The sequence below is a fragment of the Microlunatus sp. YIM B11417 genome (assembly GCF_059617205.1).
Genome location: NZ_JCAMPJ010000005.1, coordinates 245,407 through 263,960, shown reverse-complemented (window position 1 = coordinate 263,960; position 18,554 = coordinate 245,407). Strand labels below are relative to the sequence as shown.

The following is an 18,554-nucleotide window of genomic DNA, read 5'->3' as shown; positions in this document are numbered from 1 at the left end:
CGTGCGCCGACTGTTCGTGATCATGGCCGGGCTGGCGCTGCTGCTCACCGCAGCCTGCCAGGGCACCGCAGCGCCGGAGCCAGGGGGCGAGGCGTCCGGGGCCGGCTTCCCGGTGACGGTGCCGACCAAGTTCGGCGACACCGTGATCCCGGCGAAGCCGCAGCGGGTCGTCGCGCTCGGCTGGGGCGACGCGGAGACCGCGCTCGCCCTCGGCGTGCAGCCGGTCGGCGCCAGCGACTGGCTCGCCTTCGGCGGCGAGGGCGTCGGGCCCTGGGCGAAGGGCCGCTACGACGCACCGCCCAAGATCATCGGCACCCTGGAGCCGTCGTACGAGGAGATCGCCCAGCTGGCCCCTGACCTGATCCTGGACGTCAAGAGCTCCGGCGACCAGGGCCGCTACGACCGGTTGAGCAAGATCGCGCCGACCGTCGGCGTACCCGAGGGCGGGGACAACTACCTGACCAACGTGGACCGGCAGATCACCATGATCGCCGCCGCGCTCGGCGTGCCGGACCAGGGCACCGCCCTGCTCGCCGACATCGACCGGGCCTTCGCCGACGCGGCCGCCGCGCACCCCGAGTTCGCCGGGAAGACGATCACCGTCGCCGCGTACACCAGCGAGGGCTGGGGCGCCTACATCTCGGCCGCGGACCGGCCGAAGTTCCTGTACCGGTTGGGATTCGTGCCCAACCCCGCGATCGAGAAGGAGAAACCGGAACGCTTCTCCGTCCGGGTCTCCGACGAGCGCCTCGACCTGCTCGACGGCGACCTGCTGATCGTGCAGCCGATCGGCAAGACGGCCGCCGACGTGGAGAAGATCAGCACCTTCAAGAGCATCCCGGCCGTCCGCGACGGCCGCTACCTGATCTTGGACTCCGCCGACGTCCGCTCCGCCTTCAGCCTCAACTCGCCCCTGTCGATCAAGTACGCCATCGACACCGTCTCTCCGCTGCTGGCCGAGAAACTCACCGCCTGAACCGCCGGCCGAGCGACCTTCGGCGTGGACATGAAGGCGGCTCCGTACCGGTCCCGGTCGGGGAGGAAGCCCGATCGGACCGGTCCCCGCCGATCGGGACCGACAGAGGGCCCGGTCCGCCCGACGCGATCCCGTCAGTCCAGTCCCCCGGGCCCCGGTTGGGTCAGGACGCGAACAACGTCGGGCAGAACTCCGGGTGCGCGTAGTCGGGCCGGCCGTCGGCGCCGGCGGCCAGCCGGTCGTTGCCGTGCCGCGCGAGCGAGCCGTCCGGCAGGACGGTCTCGACGAAGTGGTTGTCGCCGGGCTGCAGGTGGATGGCGATCGAGCGGCGGGGTGCCGCGGTGCGGTTCGGGCCGCTGCCGTGCACGGTCCGGCAGTGGTGGAAGCTGACCTGGCCGCGGCGCATCCGGGTCGGCCGGATGTCGAACTCGAAGCCGGCCTGCTCGGCTCGGCGTTGCAGGCCGGCCAGGTCCTGCGAGAAGAAGTCGAGGCCGTCGATGTCCCAGCGGTGCGAGCCGGCCACGAACGCGACCGAGCCACCGACCTCGTCGACGTCGTGGAAGCCGACCCAGGCCGTCAGCATCTCGGCCGAGGAACAGGTCTGCCAGTACTGCCGGTCGGTGTGCCAGCCGACGTTGCCCGGCACACCGGGGCCGTCGGCCGGCTTGTGCAGAAGTTGATCATGCCAGAGCCGGATCTCCCCGGCACCGGACAATCGCGCCGCGGTGGCGCCGATCAGCGGGGAGGCGACCAGATCGCGCAGTTGGTCCACCCGCAGCGAGGCGTAGTCGTTCTTCCGCAGCACGTTCCCGTCGGCCGGGCTCCAGCCGCCGACGTCGTACGGCAGCGAACGGTCCCACTCCCCCGCATAGAGCCGCCGCATCCCCTCCTCGGCGGCGTCCAGGGTCTCCGCCGGGATGATCACCGGGGAGATCCAGAACCCCAGTTCGCGATAGGAGGCGAGATCGGAGTCCGTCGGCAACAGCAACCGCTGCTCCTCGCTGAGCGTGTTGATCATGAATCCAGCGTTACCACGCCGGCTCGGGACCCGCGGCCGCAACGTCACGCCCGTCTCGGCTCGCGAGACCAGGCAGACTCGACCGCGCGCCGGGCCGGGGCTAGGGTCGGTTCGTGATCAGCATCGAGCTCAGCGGGAAGAAGGCGCTCGTCACCGGATCGACCCAGGGCATCGGCCGCGCCATCGCGGCCGGGTTGGCCCGGGCCGGCGCGACGGTCGCGGTGAACGGCCGGAGTGCGGACTCGGTCGGGCGGGCGATCGAGGAACTCGGCGCCGAGGTCCCGGACGGCCGGTTCGTCGCGGCGCCGGGCGACCTGGCGACGGACGACGGGCTGCGGACGGTCCTGGACGCGGTAGCGGCGCCGGACATCGTGATCAACAACCTCGGCATCTTCGGTGCCCGGCCGCCGCTGGAGATCGACGACGAGGAGTGGCGGCGCTACTTCGAGGTGAACGTGATGACCGCGGTCCGGCTGACCCGGGCCAGCCTGCCGACCATGATCGACAACGGCTGGGGCCGGGTGATCACGATCGCCAGCGACTCCGCGGTGGTGATCCCGGCCGAGATGATCCACTACGGCATGACCAAGACCTCGCTGCTCGCGGTCACCCGCGGCTTCGCCAAGGCGGCCGCCGGCACCGGGGTCACCGTGAACTCGGTGATCGCCGGGCCGACGCACACCGGCGGCGTCGAGGATTTCGTGTACGAGCTCGTCGACCGGGACCTGCCCTGGCCCGAGGCGCAACGCGCGTTCATGCGGGAACACCGTCCGCAATCCCTGTTGCAGCGACTGATCGAGCCCGAGGAGATCGCCAACCTGGTCGTCTATCTCGCGTCGCCCCTGGCGTCGGCCACCACCGGCGGGGCGCTCCGGGTGGACGGCGGCTACGTCGACTCGATCCTGCCCTGACCATGGCCGACGACCTCGCGGACTGGTCGCTCGGGCGGCTGCTCTCCACGGCGGCGCGCCGGGTCGAGCACGCCTGGAACCGGACGCTGGCCGAGCGCGACCTGACCCACGCCGGGCTGGTGGTGCTGCAGGCGCTCTCGGCCGGGCCGGCCACCCAGCGCGAGCTGGCGCGGGCCAGTCGGGTCGAGGAGCAGACGATGGCCCGGGTGCTGGAGCGGCTGGAGCGGACCGGCCACGTCACCCGCGCCCCCGACCCGTCCGATCGGCGCCGCCGCCTGGTCACCCGGACCACCGCGGGCGAGGCCGCGACAGCCGACCTCGCCGAGTCCGACGTGGCTGATCGGCTGGTCGCCGGTCCGCTCACCGATCCGGCGGCGTTCCGGGCCGAACTGGTCCGGCTGATCGCCGAGTTCGACCGTCCGAACTGACCGCCGGCTCCGCCGTACGGGGCCGGCGCCGGTCCCGTACCCGGAGACCGAGCCAGACCAGCCCCGCCACCACGAACACGAGACCGTATTCGATCAAGGGGATCCGGACGATCTCGTGGATGTCGAGCAGTCGGCCGCGGGCCGCGTAGACGGCGAGCGCCGCGGCCAGGTACCCGATGATCACCACGGCCCTGATCGTGCGGCTCAGTCCGAGACCGTGCAGCTGGGTGATCACGAAGACACCGAGGAAGCCGAACAGGAACATCGGCCACATCCCGTCCGGGCCCGAGTTCATCACCGCGACCAGCGTGCCGTGCACCGCGACCATGATCTCCAGCGACAGGGTCCAGATCCGGTTGGTGTGCGCGCGGGTGAGGAAGAGGCTTCCCTGCACCAGCAGCAGAAACAGGTAGAAGAAGCCGATCAGGTGGCCGCTGGTGTTGACCGCCGGGTGGTACCAGAACGTGTACACCGCGGCCCAACTGAACAGATAGCCGTGGTAGCGCCGGACGAAGTCGATCACCGCGGCGCGGAACGGGACCTTGCGGCCGAGGAACAGCCCACGGCGACGGTTCTCCATCAACAGGACGACGACGAGCAGCAGCACCACGGATCCCTGCGAGCTGAAGATCGACACGTCCTGCGCCAGCCCGTCGTAGAACAGGTGGGTCTGCAGCAGGTGCAGGCCGACGAAGCCGAGATTCGCCGCGAGGGCGACGACGTTGACCGGGTGCAGGCCGGAGCTGTAGCGGCGGACCCTGGTCTGGGCGTAGAAGATCAGCAACCAGAGGGTGAGCTGGTGCAGGACATAGCCGCCCCACGCGGTCGCCCGGCTCAGCACGGTCGGCTCGGGCAGCTTCCAGTAGTACCAGGACGCGCCCTGATCGGGCAGCAGCGCGACCCCGTCCAGCCGGCCGCCGAGCACCCAGATCAGCCCGGTCAGCGCCCCGCACACCGCGACCGAGCCGACCTGCAGCGGAACCGGGCGGACGTTACTCAGCATGCTGAGTACTTTACGCGGGAAGGGCCGAGCGATGGTCCGACCGGCGCCGATTAGGGTACCTAGGACTCAGAACGGCGGAAGGTTGAGCAGGCCATGATCGAGGCACCGGACCACACCTACGGTCCGTCGGGCTTCAGCACGCTGCCCGACGGTCGTCGGCTGCACTACCGCCGCCGCGGCACCGGCCGCCCGACGGTCGTGTTCGAGTCGGGGATGGGGATGTCGGGGTCGATCTGGGGTCTCGTCCAGCCGGCGGTCGCGGCGCGGACGACGACCGTCGTGTACGACCGCGCCGGCTTCGGCCGCAGCGATCCCGCGCCGGGCCCACGCACGCTGGACCGGCTGGTCGAGGATCTGGCCCACCTGGTGCGCGATCTGGACGCCGGCCCGTACCTGCTGGTCGGTGCCAGCTGGGGCGGGCCGATCATCCGGAGCCTGGCCGCGACCGGGGAGTTCCCGATCACCGGCCTGGTCCTGGTCGACCAGAGCGACGAGAACGCGCCCGAGTTCTTCTCGCCGGCGGCCCGGCGGCAGTTCGCGCTGTCCCGACGGCTGATGGTGCCGCTGGCCCGGACCGGCCTGTACCGGCGGCTCGGCGGCCGGCTGGGCCGCGACCAGCCCGCCGATGTGGTCCATGATCATCTCCGGTACGACTTCACCGTGCCGGCCGCCCGGACCATGATCGCCGAGCTGGACGGCTTCCTGGACGACCTGCGCGACCTCGGCCGGAACCAGCCGACACTGGACGGGATCGAGGTCTCGGTGATCAGCGGGACCAAGATCACCCGGGCCGAACGGAAGCAGCGCCCTGCGATCAACCGGGCGCACCGGATCACCGCCGAACGCCTGGACCGCGGCCGCTTCGTCCCAGCAGCGGGGTCGGGCCATCACGTGATGTTCACCGAGCCCGAGCTCGTGGTGGCCGAGATCCTGCGGCTGTTGCCGGACCGGGACCCGGCCGGCTGAATCAGCCGACCGGGCTCCGGATCGCCCAGGGCATCAGCTCTTGTGCTCGTCCGGCTTGTCCCAGAAGTAGCACTCGGGGTCGTACACGGCCGGCGTCGGGTGGATCCACGGATTCACCCAGCCGCCGAGGGCCAGGTTCTCGTTGCGCGGCACGTTGCGCAGGCCCTTCTTGATCACCATCACCTGCGGGTAGTTCGCCACACAGCCCATGAAGAACGGGCCGTCGGAGATGTGCAGCTTGAAGATGTCCCAGACCAGGCCGTGCCGCTTCATCTCGTCCGGCTCGACCTTGGCCGCGTTGTAGAGGTCCCAGAGCTTCTTGACCGGGCTGCCGTCCTCGGGCTCCATCCGCGGCGGGTGCCGCTTGTACGGATCGACGTCGAGTTCCTTCTCGTTGGTGCCGGTGCCGAGCAGCTGGAACCACTGGCCCTGCAGCGGCGCCCAGTGCGAGGCCTGCACCGGCACCACCCAGCCGGCGTAGATCAACGGGTGGCCGTCGCCGACCTCCCAGTTGGTCCGCGACATGAGCTTGCCGGTCTTCCACTGGTCGTCGTACGACTGCGGCGGGATCGGGTTCTGGATCATGGTCAGCCCGACCGCCTTGAGGTCGGCGACCAGCTGCGCGTCCTTGCCGCGGTGCTCGGCGGACTCGTCGGCGTGGTAGTCCAGCCGGAGCTTGAGCGGCTTGCCGCTCGGCAGTTCCCGGACCCCGTCGCCGTCGGTGTCCTTGACGCCCAGTTCGTCCAGCAGCGCCTTCGCCTTCTCCGGGTCGTACGTGACGTAGGCGTCCCGCCAGTCGGTGTAGAGCTTCTTACTGGCCTCGTCGACGTTGAACTCGACCGCCTTCGGGCTGAGCGTGCCGGTGGTCGCCTCGCCGGTGTTGAAGTAGACCGACTTGCGGACCGCCTCACGGTTGAACGCGTGCGAGATCGCCTGCCGGAACTTCGGCTTCCGGATCAATTCCCGGAGCTCGGGCTCGATGTAGTCGTAGTTGAGGAACATGATCGACCCGGTGCCGGAACCGCTGTCCCACAAGATGATCTCGGTGCCCGCGGCCTCGCTGGAATCCCGGATCCCCTGCACGTCCTGCAGCGTGACCTGGTTGAACCAGCCGTGGCAGTAGTCCACCGAACCCTGCTGGATCTGCAGCTTGCCGGCCTCGGCGTCGGAGACGATGGAGAACTGGATCTCGTCGATGTAGGGAAGTTGATCACCGTTCGGCATCACGCACCAGTAGTACGGATTGCGCTCCAGCACCACGCCCTTGGCGTTGTCGAACGACTTGCACTTGTAGCCGATCATGGTCGGGCAGTCCGGGTTGCGGTGCCAGTCGGCCTTCTGCTCCATCAGCCCGCCGACCGTGTCCCAGTTGTCCGGGACGTTCTTGCCGGTCTCGGGGTGGAACTGCTTCAGGTAGTGGCTCGGCATCATCCAGATCGGGCCGTTGCCGCCGATGTTGCCGTTCACCCAGGCCGCGATCTTGTCCGCCGTCAGCGGCGCCGGGGTGTCGAAGGTGAGCTTCAGGGTGAGGTCGTCGACCGCCTCGAACTTGGCCAGATTGCCGTTGCCGGACCGGGCGTCGTCGGGCGGGACCTGGGCCATCTTCTGCTCCAGGATGAACTTCTCCCACCACCAGATGATGTTCTCGGTGGTCCACGGCTCGCCGTCGGACCACTTGAGGCCCTTGCGGAAGTAGAACGTCCACTCGGACGCGTCGTCGTTGGTCTCCCACTTCTCGGCGAGGCCGGGGCCGACGTCCTGGCCGTCGTTGAGGTAGCGCAGGATCGAGTGGCCGTAGAAGAACTCCCGGTCGGAGCCGGCCTTGCCGGCGCCTGTGGTGCCGAACACGTTCATGTTGAGCCGGCCGCCGTAGTTGCCCGCCTCGATCCAGCGGTGCGGAACGACGTACGGGTTCTCCGGCAACCGCTCCTCGACCGGCGGCAGGCCCTCCAGGCCCGGCGCCTGCTGGAACTTCGCCGGCTTGGGCAGCGGCTCGGTCACCGACCCCTTCGCGGTCGAGCCTGCGCCCGAACTCTCGTTACCGCCGGGATCGCCGCCGCTGCCACCGCCACTGCAGGCGCTGAGCACGGCGCCGCCGGCCACGGCCGCCGAACCATAGAGAAACGCACGTCGGGAGATCTGGGAGGCATCCATCCTTGGCCCTTCCATCGGAGTACCGGTCTGCCTGAGGTTCACGTGCCTGTCTGGGACTCACGAGCCTGTCCGAGGACTTGCAGGGTGCGAGTTTGTTTTGCCACGACACTTTCTCAGAGGACAAACCTCTCACAGGGAACGTACGGTTGCCCAGCCTGTGTCCCGAATCGTGCCCAAACCTCAATCCCGGTCCGGCTTCTTCTCCTTCTGGTCCGACTTCGGCTTCTTCGACTCCCCGATCAGCTTCTTCGGCGGCTGCTTGAACTTGGTCCTCGGCTCGTCCTTGAGGTAGCGCTCCATGGTCGGCTTCCAGATCTCCTGGCCCGCGTCGCCGCTGCCGGAGCCCTCCAGCCGCTCACCGCTGTCCAGCTTGAAGCCCTTCACACCGCGGGACCGGAATCCCTTCTTGCCCCGGATGAACGGCTTCTGCCGCTTGTCGATCGCGATCATCGCGACGCCGGCGGCCTCCGGGGTGTAGCCGGCGAACCAGACCGCCTCGTTGCTGTCGATGGTGCCGGTCTTGCCGGCCTGCGGACGGCCGTCCTTGATCGCGGCCCGCTGCCCGGTGCCCTTGCTGATCACGCTGGACAACAGACGGTTCATCCCGTCGGCGACGTCCTTGTCCATCACCCGCTTGCAGTTCCCGTCCGGCACCTCCAGCTCCTTGCCGGCCGGGTTGGTGACCTTCTTGATGATCGTCGGGTCGCAGTGGATGCCACGGGCGGCGAACGTCGCGTACGCCTCGGCCATCGAGATCGGCGAGATCTCGACCGAGCCGAGCGTGAAGGACGGGTTGTACTGGTAGTAGTCGACCAGGTCGCGGATCTCGCCCTCGTGGCCCTCGCGCTCGTCCTTGCCGGTGCTCTCGATGCCGAGCTTCTCCGCCATCTCGGTGGTCCGGCAGAGGCCGACCTGCAGCACCAGCTGGGCGAAGTAGGTGTTCACCGACATCTGGATGGCCTTGTTCATGTCCATCTTGCCGTTGGCCTTGGTGGAGTTCGACACCTTCCACTTGCCCAGCTTGGAGCGCCCCTCGCAGGTCCGGAAGCTGCGGCCCTTGAGGTTGATCGTCTTCTTGGCGTCGTACGTCTTCGACATCGGAATGCCCTTCTCCAACGCCGCCGCGGCCGTGAAGGCCTTGAACGTCGAGCCCGCCTGGTACCCCTCCGCGCCGCCGAGCGACGGCGACACCGAGTAGTTGTAGTAGGTCTCGCCCTCCTTGGGGTTGTCCCCCATCACCGGCCGACTCTGCGCCATCGCCAAGATCAATCCGGTGCCCGGCTGGATCATGTTCATCGTCGAGATGATCGGATCCTTGGGCGAGACGACCTTGCTGAGCCGCCGCTGCGCCATGTCCTGCACGTCCGGGTCGATCGCGGTCTCGATCGTCAGGCCGCCGCGCAGCAGCGTGTGCTCGCGCTCCTTCTCGGTCTTGCCGAGGCTCGGCGACTGCAGCAGCGTCCGCCGTACGTAGTCGCAGATGAACGGGTACCGGGAGCCGACGCAGCCGTTGCGCGTCTTCTGCACCTTGCCCTCGTCGAACTTGGTGGCCTTGGCCTGCCGGACCTGCTTGTCGTTGATCATCCGCAGCTCGGCCATCCGGTTGATCACGAAGTCGCGCCGCTCGTTCGCCGCGTCGGGTGCGGTGACCGGGTTGACCTGGTTCGGGTTCTGCACCAGGCCGGCCAGCATCGCCGCCTGCGGCAGGGTCAGCTTGTCCGCCGTCGTACCGAAGTAGTGCCGGGCCGCCGCCTGGACGCCGTACGCCCCCTGGCCGTAGTAGGCGATGTTGAGGTAGCGCTCGAGGATCTGGTCCTTGGTGAACTTCTCCTCCAGCGCGATCGCGTACCGGAGCTCGCGGATCTTGCGCTGGAAGCCGGCGGTGCCGCTGGCCTGGGTCACCTGGGCGATGCAGGCCTGATCAAGATCACAGGAGTCGACCAGCACCATCTTCACGTACTGCTGGCTGATCGAGGAGCCGCCCTGGGTGTCACCGCTGGAGGTCCGCAGGAAGGCGCGCAGGGTGCCGGTCAGGTCCATCGCACCGTGTTCGTAGAAACGGTGATCTTCGATCGCCAGCTGGGCCTGGATCATCACCGGAGCGATCTTGTCCAGCGGCACGTAGACCCGGTTCTGCGCATAGAAGTACGTCAGCACCTCGCCGTTGCCGAGCAGGACCTTCGACCGCTCCGCCTGCGGCGGCGTGTCCAACTCGGCCGGTAGGTCCGCCACCTCTTCGGCGGCCGCCTGACCGGTCACGCCGGCCAACCCGGCGACCGGGATGAACAGCCCGGCGACGAGGGCTCCGGCCAGGACGCTCACCAACACGAACATGATCAGCGAGGCCACCACCCGAACCCCACGCCGAGCGGTGGCCCACCCCGAAGTCTTCACTGCCGCAGCCACCATCCCCACCCTACCCAGAGCCGGGCCAGCCCGAAGAACTGGTTGTCGGGACCGAAGCCGACCGCAAGATTTCCGGGCAGTCCTGATCACTCACTCGACGTCATGATCAGTTAGATTAGGGTAACCTAACTGATCGAGAGAGAGGGTCGACCGTGCGGATCGTCGTCCTGACCGGCCTGGACGTAGGTCCGGTGGCCGTGGCCCGGGAGCACCTGACCGGGCACGGGCTGTTGACGCTGGACTACCGGACCGACGGTCAGGACCGGTTGGTCCGCTCGCTCGGCGACGGCCGGGGCGGGCTCGACTCGACGACGCTGCACTGCGGGCAACGCTGCGTCCCGTGCACGGTGCTGACCGATCTGACCCACTTCCTGGGTGAGTACTCGGCAGCGGGCTGGAGTGAGGGCCTCGTGATCGTGCTGCCGCCGGCGATCCCGGGCTGGGTGGTGCTGGACGCCCTCGGCTCGCTGCCTCCGCTGGTCCAGGAACGGCTCGAGCTCGGCTCGTTGATCACCGCCCTCGACCCGATCACGTTGCCGTCCGACCTGGAATCCGCGGAACCGTTGTCCGACCGCGGGATCCGGATCGGGCACGGCGACCAGGCCTGCGGCGGTTTCCTGATCGAGGACCTGCTGTTCAGCGACTGCTACGTCCTCGTCGGCGGCCAGGGCTCGACCGCCGACTACCGGCTCGGGGCCGATCTGGCCCGGCATCTCGCGCCGCACGCCCGGGCCACCATGCTCGGCGACGGACCGGCCATCCTGCCCCCACCGGACCCGAGGCGGGACGGTTACGACCCGGTCGAGGTCGGCTGGCGTACGTCACCCGGATCGGTGGCGGTCGCCCTCGACGACGGCCGCGGCCGGATCCGTACCCATCTGGCGCACACCCGCCGCCCACTGCACCCCGGCCGGCTGAAGCGAGCACTCGGCGCGATCATCCAGGACTGCAGTTGGACCCGCGGCCGGGCCTGGGTCTCCTCGGTCCCCGACCGGAAGGTCGCCTGGACCAGCGTCGGCCCGCAGATCAGCCTGTGCAACGGCGGCCCCTGGCTGGCCGACCGTCCGGAGCGCTCCTCCGGCACCATGGACACGGAGGGCATCCTGAACTGGGATCCCGAGCTCGGCGACCGCGGCTGCTGGCTGGCCTTCACCGGCGAGCACCTGCGCCCGGCCCGGATCGACGCCATCCTCGCCGACTGCGAACTCACCGCCGCGGAGTACGCCCTCGGCCCCGACACCTGGCGCCAGCTCCCCGATCCCCTCCACCTCCGCGAGTACTTCGGCCACGCCCATCCGGCGACCCTGGATCTCCGCTCATGAACGATCGGAACCGCGTCGGCTGACCCTGCTCCCGGCCGGACCTGGACGTCCGCAGACGAATGGGCCCATCACCAACCGGCGACCTCGTCCTCGCAGCGGCCTGGCACGCCGGCCGCTGCCGTCGAAGGCCGGTGGGAGGAGAGCGCGGGTGTACGAAGCATTCCAGGCGGCGAACTGGACGCTGTACGGGTGGTCGTCCTGGCCGGACTGGTGATGGTGTTCCTGCTCCGGAGAGCCCGGCCTGCTGCGGCACCGTTGGCCGCCGCCGGCCTCCTGTGCGTCCTCGCGGACACGCTCCTCGGCACAGCCGTCGTCTGGTTCTCGTCGCGGCCCGGTCCCGCTCCGGGCCACTTCGACGGTCCGTCCCTCGAACAGCGGCAGGCCCTGGACCTCGGCCGGGCCGGGCCTCGATCAGGTCGCCGACCTCGCCGGAGTCGTCGGCTGGGCCTTCGTCCTCGTCGCCCTGTTCGCCGAAACCGGCCGACCGGCGAGTGCGGGCCCTCGTCCTGATCGCCTGCCTGCTCCCGTTCGTGCGCGCCATCGCCTCCCGGGTGTTCCTTGGCCTGGACATCCTCCGAGGCGAACCCGACGAGATGCTCACCCTGGCCTACGGCCTGCTCGACCTCAGCGAGTCCGCGCTCCACCTGATCAGCACGTTCCTGCTCATCCTCGCCCTCGCGACGGTCTTCCGACCCCGCCGCCATTCGGAGGCCCAGCCCACCTCCGTCGATCGCCCCTGACCGGGATCGAGAAGCGCGAACAGGCCGGACCACAGCTCGGGCTCCGGGGGCGAAACCCTCCGGGCGGGGCCTGGGGGTTGCACCCCCAGAAAACAAACCGGACGACCCGCGAAAGTGCCGCAGGCACTGAGCAGAGTCGTCCGGAGTCCGGTGGAGCTAAGGGGATTCGAACCCCTGACCTTCGCATTGCGAACGCGACGCTCTACCAACTGAGCTATAGCCCCGGGTACGGCCTCGGGCCGCAACCAGCACGCAGACTTTATCATCAGCCGCGCCGTGCTCCGAACCGGTTCACGTCCGCGTCGCTCCACGTTCGTTGCGCCAACTCACGGCCGTGGGGTTGGGTGGACGGAAAGGACGTGTCCGTGACCCCGCACGAGAGGTGTCTGCCATGCGCCAGACCCGCGTTCGTACCCTGATCTCCGCCGTCGCCGCCCTGCTCACGCTGGCCGCGACGACCTTCCTGACCGCCGGCCCGGCGTCGGCCGCGGCGAGCTATTCGGCGCCGCTCACGGAGGCGATCGAGCATCTCGACGTCGCCACGGAGCACCGGGACGGCTACGACCGGGACAAGTTCAATCACTGGGTCGACGCCGACGGCGACGGCTGCGACGCCCGGGACGAGGTGTTGATCGAGGAGGCGGACGATCCGCCGACGGTGGGCTCGGGCTGCTCGCTGAGCGGCGGCCGCTGGTACTCCTACTACGACGGCGTCTCGCACACGGAGACATCGGACATCGACATCGACCACATGGTGCCGCTGGCGGAGGCCTGGGACTCGGGCGCGTACGACTGGTCGGCGAGCCGGCGCGAGTCGTACGCGAACGACCTCGGTGATCATCGGACGCTGGTCGGCGTGACGGACTCGGTGAACCAGGCGAAGGGTGATCAGGATCCGGCGGAGTGGCTGCCCGACGAGCAGCGGTGCCGCTATCTGCGCGAGTTCGTCGCGGTGAAGATCCGCTGGAGCCTCGCCGTCGACTCCGCCGAGAAGTCGGCTCTGGAGGACCTGGCCGGCGGCTGCGAGAACTCGACGATCACCGTCACCGTGGTCTAGCACCACGCAGGTCCCGCACTAGGCTCCGCGAGCATGGAGCTGCTGCCGATCGGGTCGGTGCTGTCGAAGGTGTGGTGGTGGAGCACGCCGGACAAGTATGCGGGGCCGGCGAGGTTCGACACGCTGGCGAAGGCGCGGCAGCACGGTCCGTCTCCGGTGATCAGCGTGGAGTTCGTGCTGACCACCCCGGATGATCGCCAGGTCGTCACCCGGGGCGGCGTACCGTCGGCGGACACGATCTGGCGCCCGTCCCCGCGGCAGGAGGACGGCGTGCTGCCCGTGGTCGGAGCGCGGGTGATCGAGCTGATTCCGAAGGAGCCGGGCAGCCTCTCGGCCGACGTCCTCGAGATCGTCTTCCGCAACCCGGACAGCACCCGGTTCGTGCTGATCCCGGCCTAGGACGCTAGGCGGAGGCTGCGCGACGGTCGGCGTCGCCGTCGGCTTCCTTGTCCTTCTTCTTCGTCGTCGGCGCATCGGCCGTGACCGGTACGGACTGACGCCCCGAGCTGGTGACGTCGGGGCTGGACAGGTCGATCGTGCGTACGGTGCGCGGCGCGAGCGGCTTCGACACGTACGTCGGCATCGTGATCGGGACCGGGTCCCACAGCCCGCCGGGCTTGCCGGTCGGTGCGGTCTCGCCGAGCGCGAGCGAGCCGGTCTTCTCGTCCGGGGTCCGCTGCTGCTTCGGGCTGAGGAAGATCGTGTTCTCGTCGCTGCCGCGGCGGATCGACTGGAACCGGGAGTCCAGGTCGCGCCGCATGCCGCGGACGCTGATCCGGGCGACGACGACGAAGCCGACCAGCAGGCCGCCCGGGATCGCGATCGACCACCACGGGATCAAGCCGAACGCGCAGACGGAGACGACCGCGGACGTGATCATCATCAGCAGCACCAGCATCCGGAGCCGGCGGCGTGCGGCCAGCCGCTCCAGGCGGCGCAGGTCGGCGATCGCCGCGCGACGGGTCAGCGGCGTGGAGACCTCGACGGACGCGATCTCGGCCAGGTCCTGGTCGAGCAGCGGGGCCATCCCCTGCCGGATGATCCGGATCGAATCCGAGAACCGGTTCGCCGGGTCCTCCTCGTCGACCTCGGGCGCGTCGTCGCGGCGGACGAACATGGGGACGAGGTAGATCAACCACGCCACCGCGATGGCGCCGAAGATGATCCCGGTCGTACCCACAAGGTGACGTTACGGTCAGAAGCCTGCTCGGGGTCCGACCTGCACCGGTGTGTCGCGAAGTATCGTGCCGAGCGGGTACGTGATCAAGATCATTTCCGGCTGGCCTGCCAGCGGTTGAGCATGCCCTCCGGCACCTCCTCGGCGTTCAGCGCGAACACCAGATGATCACGCCAATCCCCGTCGATGTGGAGGTAACGCGGGCGCAGACCCTCCGGCCGGAACCCCAGTTTCTGCACCACCCGCAGGCTGCGTTCGTTCTCCGGCCGGATCGCGATCTCGATCCGGTGCAGCCGCATCACCGAGAAGCAGTAGTCGGTGGCCAGGGCCACCGCGGTCGGGATGATGCCCCGGCCGGCCAGCCGCTGATCGATCCAGTAGCCGATCTGGCCGCACGACGCGGAGCCGCCGACGATGCCGCTGACGGTCAACTGTCCGGCCAGTTGCGGACCGCCGGTCGGCCGGCGGCCCTCCGCCACCCGTTCGGCGGAGAAGTCGTAGCAGACGAACCAGGGCAGCATCCGGCCCTGGCGGGCCTGCCGCTGCAGCATCCGGACCAGCGCCCCGTACGACGTCGGCCGGTCCTCCGCGCCCGGTGGCCGGGTCGCGTCCCACGGCTTCAGCCAGGCCTGATTGGCGCGCCGGACCCGGTCCCAGGCGGCCTGGTCGCGCAGCCGCATCGGCCGCAGCAGCACGGGGCCGTGGCTCAGCGACACCGGCCAGCGGTGCCGCTGCAGGATGGACGGTCCGGCGGGCTGGGGCCATTCCAGTGCCGGGCCCGGCGGGCCGGTCTCGGGACCACCGCCCTGGTCTCCGGGCGCGCCCGGGTCGCCGGACACCTCAGCCGGTCCTGCCGTGGTCGGAACCCCGTAATTGGCTGACGGCATGCGGCAGCACCTCCTTCAGGACAGCCATTCCGTCCCGCGCCCCGCCGCTGGATCCCGGCAGATTGATGATCATGGTACGGTCCGCGACGCCGGCCAGCCCGCGGCTCAGCACGGCGGACGGTACGCCGTGATCGACGCCGTAGCGGGCGATCGCGGCGGCGAGGTGCGGAAGCTCCGCGGTGAGCAGCGGCCGGGTCTGTTCCGGGGTCCGGTCGGTCGGGCTGAGCCCGGTGCCGCCGGTGGTGATCACCACGTCGAGCGCCGTACCGTCCAGCAGGTCGCGCAGCATGGCGCCGACCGGATCGCCGTCCGGCACCAGGTACGGCCCGGCGACCTCGAAGCCCAGCTCCCGGAGCGCGTCCGCGATCACGGGCCCGGACCGGTCCTCGTACACCCCGGCCGCGGCCCGGGTGGACACCGTGATCACCGCCGCCGTCGGCGCCTCCGTCGTCATGGCCGGTCCGGCTCGGTCCGGACGTAGCTCCCGCTGCGGCCGCCTTCCTTGGCCTGCACCGCGACGTCGGTGATCACGGCGTCCCGGTCGATCGCCTTGATCATGTCGATCATGGTGAGCCCGGCGACCGCGACGGCGGTGAGCGCCTCCATCTCGACGCCGGTACGGTCGGTGGTGCGGACCGTCGCGGTGATCCGTACGCCCTCGTCGACGATCACGCAGTCCACGTCGACGCCGCTGATCGCCAGCGGATGGCAGAGCGGGATCAGGTCCGGGGTCCGCTTGGCGCCCTGGATTCCGGCGATCCGGGCCACTGCGAGCGCATCGCCCTTGGGCACGGTGCCGTCCCGCAGCGTGGCGACGGCGGTCGGGCTGAGCCGGACCAGCCCGGCCGCGGTCGCGGTCCGCGCGGTGACCGCCTTGTCCGACACGTCCACCATCCGGGCCTCGCCGGCCGCGTTCAGGTGGGTCAGCCCCGACGGCGACTCACTGGTCATCGTCGAGCAACCAGACGTCGACCTCATGACCGGCCGGGATCTCCTCGACCTCCCGCGGAATGATCACCAGCGCGTTCGCCCGGGACAGGTCGCCGATCAGGTGCGAGCCGTGCCCGCCGGCCAACTCGACCTGGTAGCCGCCGTCGACGTCGATGCTGACGACGCCGCGGGCGAAGTTCATCCGGCCGAAGCTGCCGTGGATCGGCTTGGCGGCGCGGCAGCGCAGCACCGGCCGGGTGTACGGCGTCACGCCCATCAGCTTGCGGATCACCGGCCGGACGAACGTCTCGAACGACACGAAGGCGCTGACCGGGTTGCCCGGGACCATGATCATCGGGGTCCGGTCGTCGCCGATCAGGCCGAAGCCCTGCGGCTTCCCGGGCTGCATCGCGACCTGGGAGAAGTCGCAGGAGCCGAGCTCCGGCATCACCTGCTTGACCACGTCGTGATCACCCTGACTGACCCCGCCCGAGGTGAGCAGCAGGTCGGCCCGGATCAGCTGGTCGGAGATCACCTGCCGGACCTGGGCCGGGTCGTCGCCGACCAGGCCGACCCGGAACACCTGCGCGCCGGCCGATTTGGCGGCCGCGGCGAGCAGGAACGAGTTCGAGTCGTAGATGTGCTGTTCGCTGGGCAGATCCAGGCCGGGGTCGACCAGTTCGGACCCGGTGGCCAGCACGACGACCCGCGGCCGAGGTCGTACCAGCACCTTGTCCTTGCCGATCGCCGCGAGCAGCCCGATCCGGCGGGCGTCCAGCCGGTCACCGACGGCCAGCACGAGCTCGCCGGCGGCGACGTCCTCGCCGGTCCGCCGGATGTGCCGGCCGCGGGCGGTCGGCTCGTACACCCGGACATCGTCGGCGCCACGATCGGTGCTCTCGTACGGGACGACGGCATCGGCCTGTTCGGGCAGCGGTGCGCCGGTCATGATCTTCATCGCGGTGCCCGGGGACAGCGGATGCCGGGCGGCCTCGCCGGCGGCGACCTCGCCGACCACCGGCAGGGTCACCGGCCGGTCGTCGGTCGCGGCGGCGACGTCCTCGGCCATCACCGCATAGCCGTCCATCGCCGAGTTGTCGAAGCCGGGCAGGCTGATCGTGGTGACGATGTCCTCGCACAGGCTGAGCCCGACCGCGTCGAGCAGCTGCTGGCCGAACGGCGGCAGTTCCTCCACCTGGCTGAGCAGGTAGTCGCGGTGGTCCGCCATCGACCGCAACCCGTTCTCGTCGACCTGGGGCGGTTCGGCGAGCGGGGCCGGCGGCTCGGCGACGAACTCCGGTTCGTCCTTCCTCTTCCGACCGAACAAAGGCATGGACGACACACTAGTGGTGGTGGCCGTGCATAGACTGGCGCGATGCCCCAGGCTGGTGATGTCGAGGCGCTCAACGGCGCGAAGGCCGTATTGCGCAACGCCGTCCTGCTCCGCCGGGACGCTCGGCCCGAGGACGAGCGGCGGACGCTCGACGAGGCCAGATTCGGCCTGGTGCAACAGGCTCTGCTGGACCGCGGCCCGCTGGACCGGCTGGCCTGCTACCTCTCCTCCGACTCCGAACCCGGCACCCTCCAACTGGTCGCCTGGCTGTCCGCCCAGGGCGTCGAGGTCCTGCTGCCGGTGCTCACCGACGGCAACGAGAAGTTGCTGAAGGAGCCGGCCTGGGCCTGGTACACCGGTCCGGACGCGCTCCGCACCGGCCGCAAGGCGATCCTGGAACCGACCGGGGAGGTGCTCCCCGCCGAGACCGTACGCGAGGCGGAGGTGATCATCTGCCCGTCGCTGGCGGCGGATCCCTCCGGCCAGCGGCTCGGCCGAGGCGGCGGCTGGTACGACCGCGCCCTGGCCCTCCTCCCGGACGACGCCGAGGTCTGGACCATGATCAACGACGATGAGCTGCTCGACCAGTTGCCGGCCCAGGACTGGGACCGCCCGGTCCGCCGGATCGTCACCCCGACCCGCGTGATCGACTGCTGAGTCCGTCACGATCCGCTTGCGTTGTGGGGATTCCCCGGCTCGATGAGTCCGGCTCGACAACAATCGATGCAGGAAGCGCGCGTGCTGGTTGCTCGTCCTGGTACCACTCCTCGTGGCGTGCGTCGGGCTCGAGGACAAGGCGGGCCCCGTTGGCCGGGATGGCAACGCCGCATGTGAGGGACCATCGCTGAGCGATCAGCCGCCCGATGGACGCCACGATGCGCCACCCCCGACCGTACGGCCCGGAACGACGATCGAGATCTACGGTCACGGGTACACCAGCACCTGCAACGACACCGGGGGCCACGATCCGCTGGAGCCGCTGCCGGACGTCGAACTGACCCTGACGCTGCCCGGCGGCAAGACCCAGAGCCTCGGTCGCCACTCGCCGGGCGGCCCCGACCTCGGTTTCAAGGCCGTGATCCGGATCCCCTCCGGCACCCGGACCGGCACCGCCATGATCAGCGACGACCGGCGGCCGTACCCGGCGACCTTCCGCTTCCAGATCGGTCGCTCCTAGCCCGCCGGCCGGTGTCGCGATTCCTCCACGGCTCGGCCGTTGCCACGTGGAAATCGCCGAGGAGGCGCG

At 69.7% G+C, this 18,554-nt stretch carries 19 protein-coding genes and 1 tRNA gene; 10 read left to right on the top strand and 10 right to left on the bottom strand.

The window, feature by feature from the left end; all coding sequences use genetic code 11:
* The first annotated feature begins 1 nt into the window (after position 1).
* The gene (locus AC6CCG_RS23690; RefSeq protein WP_496657192.1) at positions 2-976 is read left to right on the top strand and encodes an ABC transporter substrate-binding protein; all 975 of its coding nucleotides are present in this window, start codon (positions 2-4) and stop codon (positions 974-976) included.
* Positions 977-1,139: 163 nt separating this feature from the next.
* On the opposite strand, the gene AC6CCG_RS23685 is transcribed toward AC6CCG_RS23690, so the two are convergent.
* A complete protein-coding gene (locus tag AC6CCG_RS23685; protein ID WP_496657191.1) occupies positions 1,140-1,994 on the bottom strand; it encodes a phytanoyl-CoA dioxygenase family protein in 855 nt (284 codons plus the stop codon).
* A 113-nt stretch (positions 1,995-2,107) separates the two neighbouring features.
* Here AC6CCG_RS23685 and AC6CCG_RS23680 point away from each other — a divergent pair, with 113 nt between their 5' ends.
* Positions 2,108-2,905, top strand: coding sequence for an SDR family NAD(P)-dependent oxidoreductase (locus AC6CCG_RS23680; RefSeq protein ID WP_496657190.1), 798 nt, complete (start codon positions 2,108-2,110; stop codon positions 2,903-2,905).
* Positions 2,906-2,907: 2 nt separating this feature from the next.
* Positions 2,908-3,333: a MarR family winged helix-turn-helix transcriptional regulator gene (locus AC6CCG_RS23675; protein WP_496657189.1), complete on the top strand. Its 426-nt coding sequence runs from the start codon at positions 2,908-2,910 to the stop codon at positions 3,331-3,333.
* Here AC6CCG_RS23675 and AC6CCG_RS23670 read toward each other — a convergent pair.
* Positions 3,266-4,336, bottom strand: a complete 1,071-nt coding sequence (locus AC6CCG_RS23670) for a hypothetical protein (protein ID WP_496657188.1) — start codon at positions 4,334-4,336, stop codon at positions 3,266-3,268. The two genes, AC6CCG_RS23675 and AC6CCG_RS23670, sit on opposite strands and share 68 nt — an antisense overlap.
* A 93-nt stretch (positions 4,337-4,429) precedes the next feature.
* Between AC6CCG_RS23670 and AC6CCG_RS23665 the strand changes: the two genes are divergently transcribed.
* Positions 4,430-5,302 carry an alpha/beta fold hydrolase gene (locus AC6CCG_RS23665; protein WP_496657187.1) on the top strand — a complete coding sequence of 291 codons (873 nt, stop codon included), beginning with the start codon at positions 4,430-4,432 and terminating at the stop codon, positions 5,300-5,302.
* Between the two features lie 33 nt (positions 5,303-5,335).
* Here the strand turns inward: AC6CCG_RS23665 and AC6CCG_RS23660 are convergent, their stop codons facing one another.
* Positions 5,336-7,456 carry an ABC transporter substrate-binding protein gene (locus AC6CCG_RS23660; RefSeq protein WP_496657186.1) on the bottom strand — a complete coding sequence of 707 codons (2,121 nt, stop codon included), beginning with the start codon at positions 7,454-7,456 and terminating at the stop codon, positions 5,336-5,338.
* A 180-nt stretch (positions 7,457-7,636) separates the two neighbouring features.
* Complete coding sequence (locus AC6CCG_RS23655; RefSeq protein WP_496657185.1) at positions 7,637-9,805, bottom strand: transglycosylase domain-containing protein; 2,169 nt, start codon at positions 9,803-9,805, stop codon at positions 7,637-7,639.
* Between the two features lie 209 nt (positions 9,806-10,014).
* Between AC6CCG_RS23655 and AC6CCG_RS23650 the strand changes: the two genes are divergently transcribed.
* Together AC6CCG_RS23650 and AC6CCG_RS23645 are read left to right on the top strand one after the other, a co-directional pair.
* On the top strand, positions 10,015-11,184 hold the full coding sequence (locus AC6CCG_RS23650) for a GTP-binding protein (RefSeq protein ID WP_496657184.1): 1,170 nt from the start codon (positions 10,015-10,017) through the stop codon (positions 11,182-11,184).
* A 530-nt stretch (positions 11,185-11,714) separates the two neighbouring features.
* A complete protein-coding gene (locus AC6CCG_RS23645; RefSeq protein WP_496657183.1) occupies positions 11,715-11,924 on the top strand; it encodes a hypothetical protein in 210 nt (69 codons plus the stop codon).
* A gap of 151 nt (positions 11,925-12,075) precedes the next feature.
* Here the strand turns inward: AC6CCG_RS23645 and AC6CCG_RS23640 are convergent.
* A tRNA-Ala gene (locus AC6CCG_RS23640) sits at positions 12,076-12,148 on the bottom strand.
* A gap of 167 nt (positions 12,149-12,315) precedes the next feature.
* On the opposite strand from AC6CCG_RS23640, the gene AC6CCG_RS23635 reads away from it, so the two are divergent.
* Positions 12,316-12,981 carry an HNH endonuclease family protein gene (locus AC6CCG_RS23635; protein ID WP_496657181.1) on the top strand — a complete coding sequence of 222 codons (666 nt, stop codon included), beginning with the start codon at positions 12,316-12,318 and terminating at the stop codon, positions 12,979-12,981.
* A 33-nt stretch (positions 12,982-13,014) separates the two neighbouring features.
* Positions 13,015-13,380, top strand: coding sequence for a hypothetical protein (locus AC6CCG_RS23630; RefSeq protein ID WP_496657180.1), 366 nt, complete (start codon positions 13,015-13,017; stop codon positions 13,378-13,380).
* A 4-nt stretch (positions 13,381-13,384) separates the two neighbouring features.
* Here AC6CCG_RS23630 and sepX read toward each other — a convergent pair whose 3' ends face one another.
* From sepX to glp, 5 genes are all read right to left on the bottom strand, one after another.
* Positions 13,385-14,161, bottom strand: coding sequence for a divisome protein SepX/GlpR (gene sepX / locus AC6CCG_RS23625; RefSeq protein ID WP_496657179.1), 777 nt, complete (start codon positions 14,159-14,161; stop codon positions 13,385-13,387).
* Positions 14,162-14,250: 89 nt separating this feature from the next.
* Positions 14,251-14,898: a GNAT family N-acetyltransferase gene (locus AC6CCG_RS23620; RefSeq protein WP_496657436.1), complete on the bottom strand. Its 648-nt coding sequence runs from the start codon at positions 14,896-14,898 to the stop codon at positions 14,251-14,253.
* 100 nt (positions 14,899-14,998) lie between these two features.
* Positions 14,999-15,499 (bottom strand): MogA/MoaB family molybdenum cofactor biosynthesis protein, encoded by a 501-nt coding sequence (locus AC6CCG_RS23615; protein WP_496657178.1) that lies wholly within the window; start codon positions 15,497-15,499, stop codon positions 14,999-15,001.
* Complete coding sequence (moaC, locus tag AC6CCG_RS23610; protein ID WP_496657177.1) at positions 15,496-15,996, bottom strand: cyclic pyranopterin monophosphate synthase MoaC; 501 nt, start codon at positions 15,994-15,996, stop codon at positions 15,496-15,498. Before moaC ends, AC6CCG_RS23615 begins: the two co-directional genes overlap by 4 nt.
* Positions 15,986-17,308: a molybdotransferase-like divisome protein Glp gene (gene glp, locus AC6CCG_RS23605; protein ID WP_496657176.1), complete on the bottom strand. Its 1,323-nt coding sequence runs from the start codon at positions 17,306-17,308 to the stop codon at positions 15,986-15,988. The genes moaC and glp overlap by 11 nt, the downstream gene beginning before the upstream one ends.
* A gap of 42 nt (positions 17,309-17,350) precedes the next feature.
* Between glp and AC6CCG_RS23600 the strand changes: the two genes are divergently transcribed.
* Together AC6CCG_RS23600 and AC6CCG_RS23595 are read left to right on the top strand one after the other, a co-directional pair.
* Complete coding sequence (locus tag AC6CCG_RS23600) at positions 17,351-17,965, top strand: 5-formyltetrahydrofolate cyclo-ligase (protein ID WP_496657175.1); 615 nt, start codon at positions 17,351-17,353, stop codon at positions 17,963-17,965.
* Between the two features lie 112 nt (positions 17,966-18,077).
* Entirely contained in the window at positions 18,078-18,485 is a 408-nt protein-coding gene (locus AC6CCG_RS23595) for a hypothetical protein (protein WP_496657174.1), read from the top strand.
* The last annotated feature ends 69 nt before the right edge of the window (positions 18,486-18,554 follow it).

Bases quoted from the DNA above. Each gene is read 5' to 3' on its own strand.
- AC6CCG_RS23685 (WP_496657191.1), bottom strand. From the start codon at position 1,994: ATGATCAACACGCTCAGCGAGGAGCAGCGGTTGCTGTTGCCGACGGAC.
- AC6CCG_RS23675 (WP_496657189.1), top strand. From the start codon at position 2,908: ATGGCCGACGACCTCGCGGACTGGTCGCTCGGGCGGCTGCTCTCCACG.
- AC6CCG_RS23670 (WP_496657188.1), bottom strand. From the start codon at position 4,336: ATGCTGAGTAACGTCCGCCCGGTTCCGCTGCAGGTCGGCTCGGTCGCG.
- AC6CCG_RS23665 (WP_496657187.1), top strand. From the start codon at position 4,430: ATGATCGAGGCACCGGACCACACCTACGGTCCGTCGGGCTTCAGCACG.
- AC6CCG_RS23660 (WP_496657186.1), bottom strand. From the start codon at position 7,456: ATGGATGCCTCCCAGATCTCCCGACGTGCGTTTCTCTATGGTTCGGCG.
- AC6CCG_RS23635 (WP_496657181.1), top strand. From the start codon at position 12,316: ATGCGCCAGACCCGCGTTCGTACCCTGATCTCCGCCGTCGCCGCCCTG.
- AC6CCG_RS23630 (WP_496657180.1), top strand. From the start codon at position 13,015: ATGGAGCTGCTGCCGATCGGGTCGGTGCTGTCGAAGGTGTGGTGGTGG.
- AC6CCG_RS23615 (WP_496657178.1), bottom strand. From the start codon at position 15,499: ATGACGACGGAGGCGCCGACGGCGGCGGTGATCACGGTGTCCACCCGG.
- moaC (WP_496657177.1), bottom strand. From the start codon at position 15,996: ATGACCAGTGAGTCGCCGTCGGGGCTGACCCACCTGAACGCGGCCGGC.
- glp (WP_496657176.1), bottom strand. From the start codon at position 17,308: ATGCCTTTGTTCGGTCGGAAGAGGAAGGACGAACCGGAGTTCGTCGCC.
- AC6CCG_RS23600 (WP_496657175.1), top strand. From the start codon at position 17,351: ATGCCCCAGGCTGGTGATGTCGAGGCGCTCAACGGCGCGAAGGCCGTA.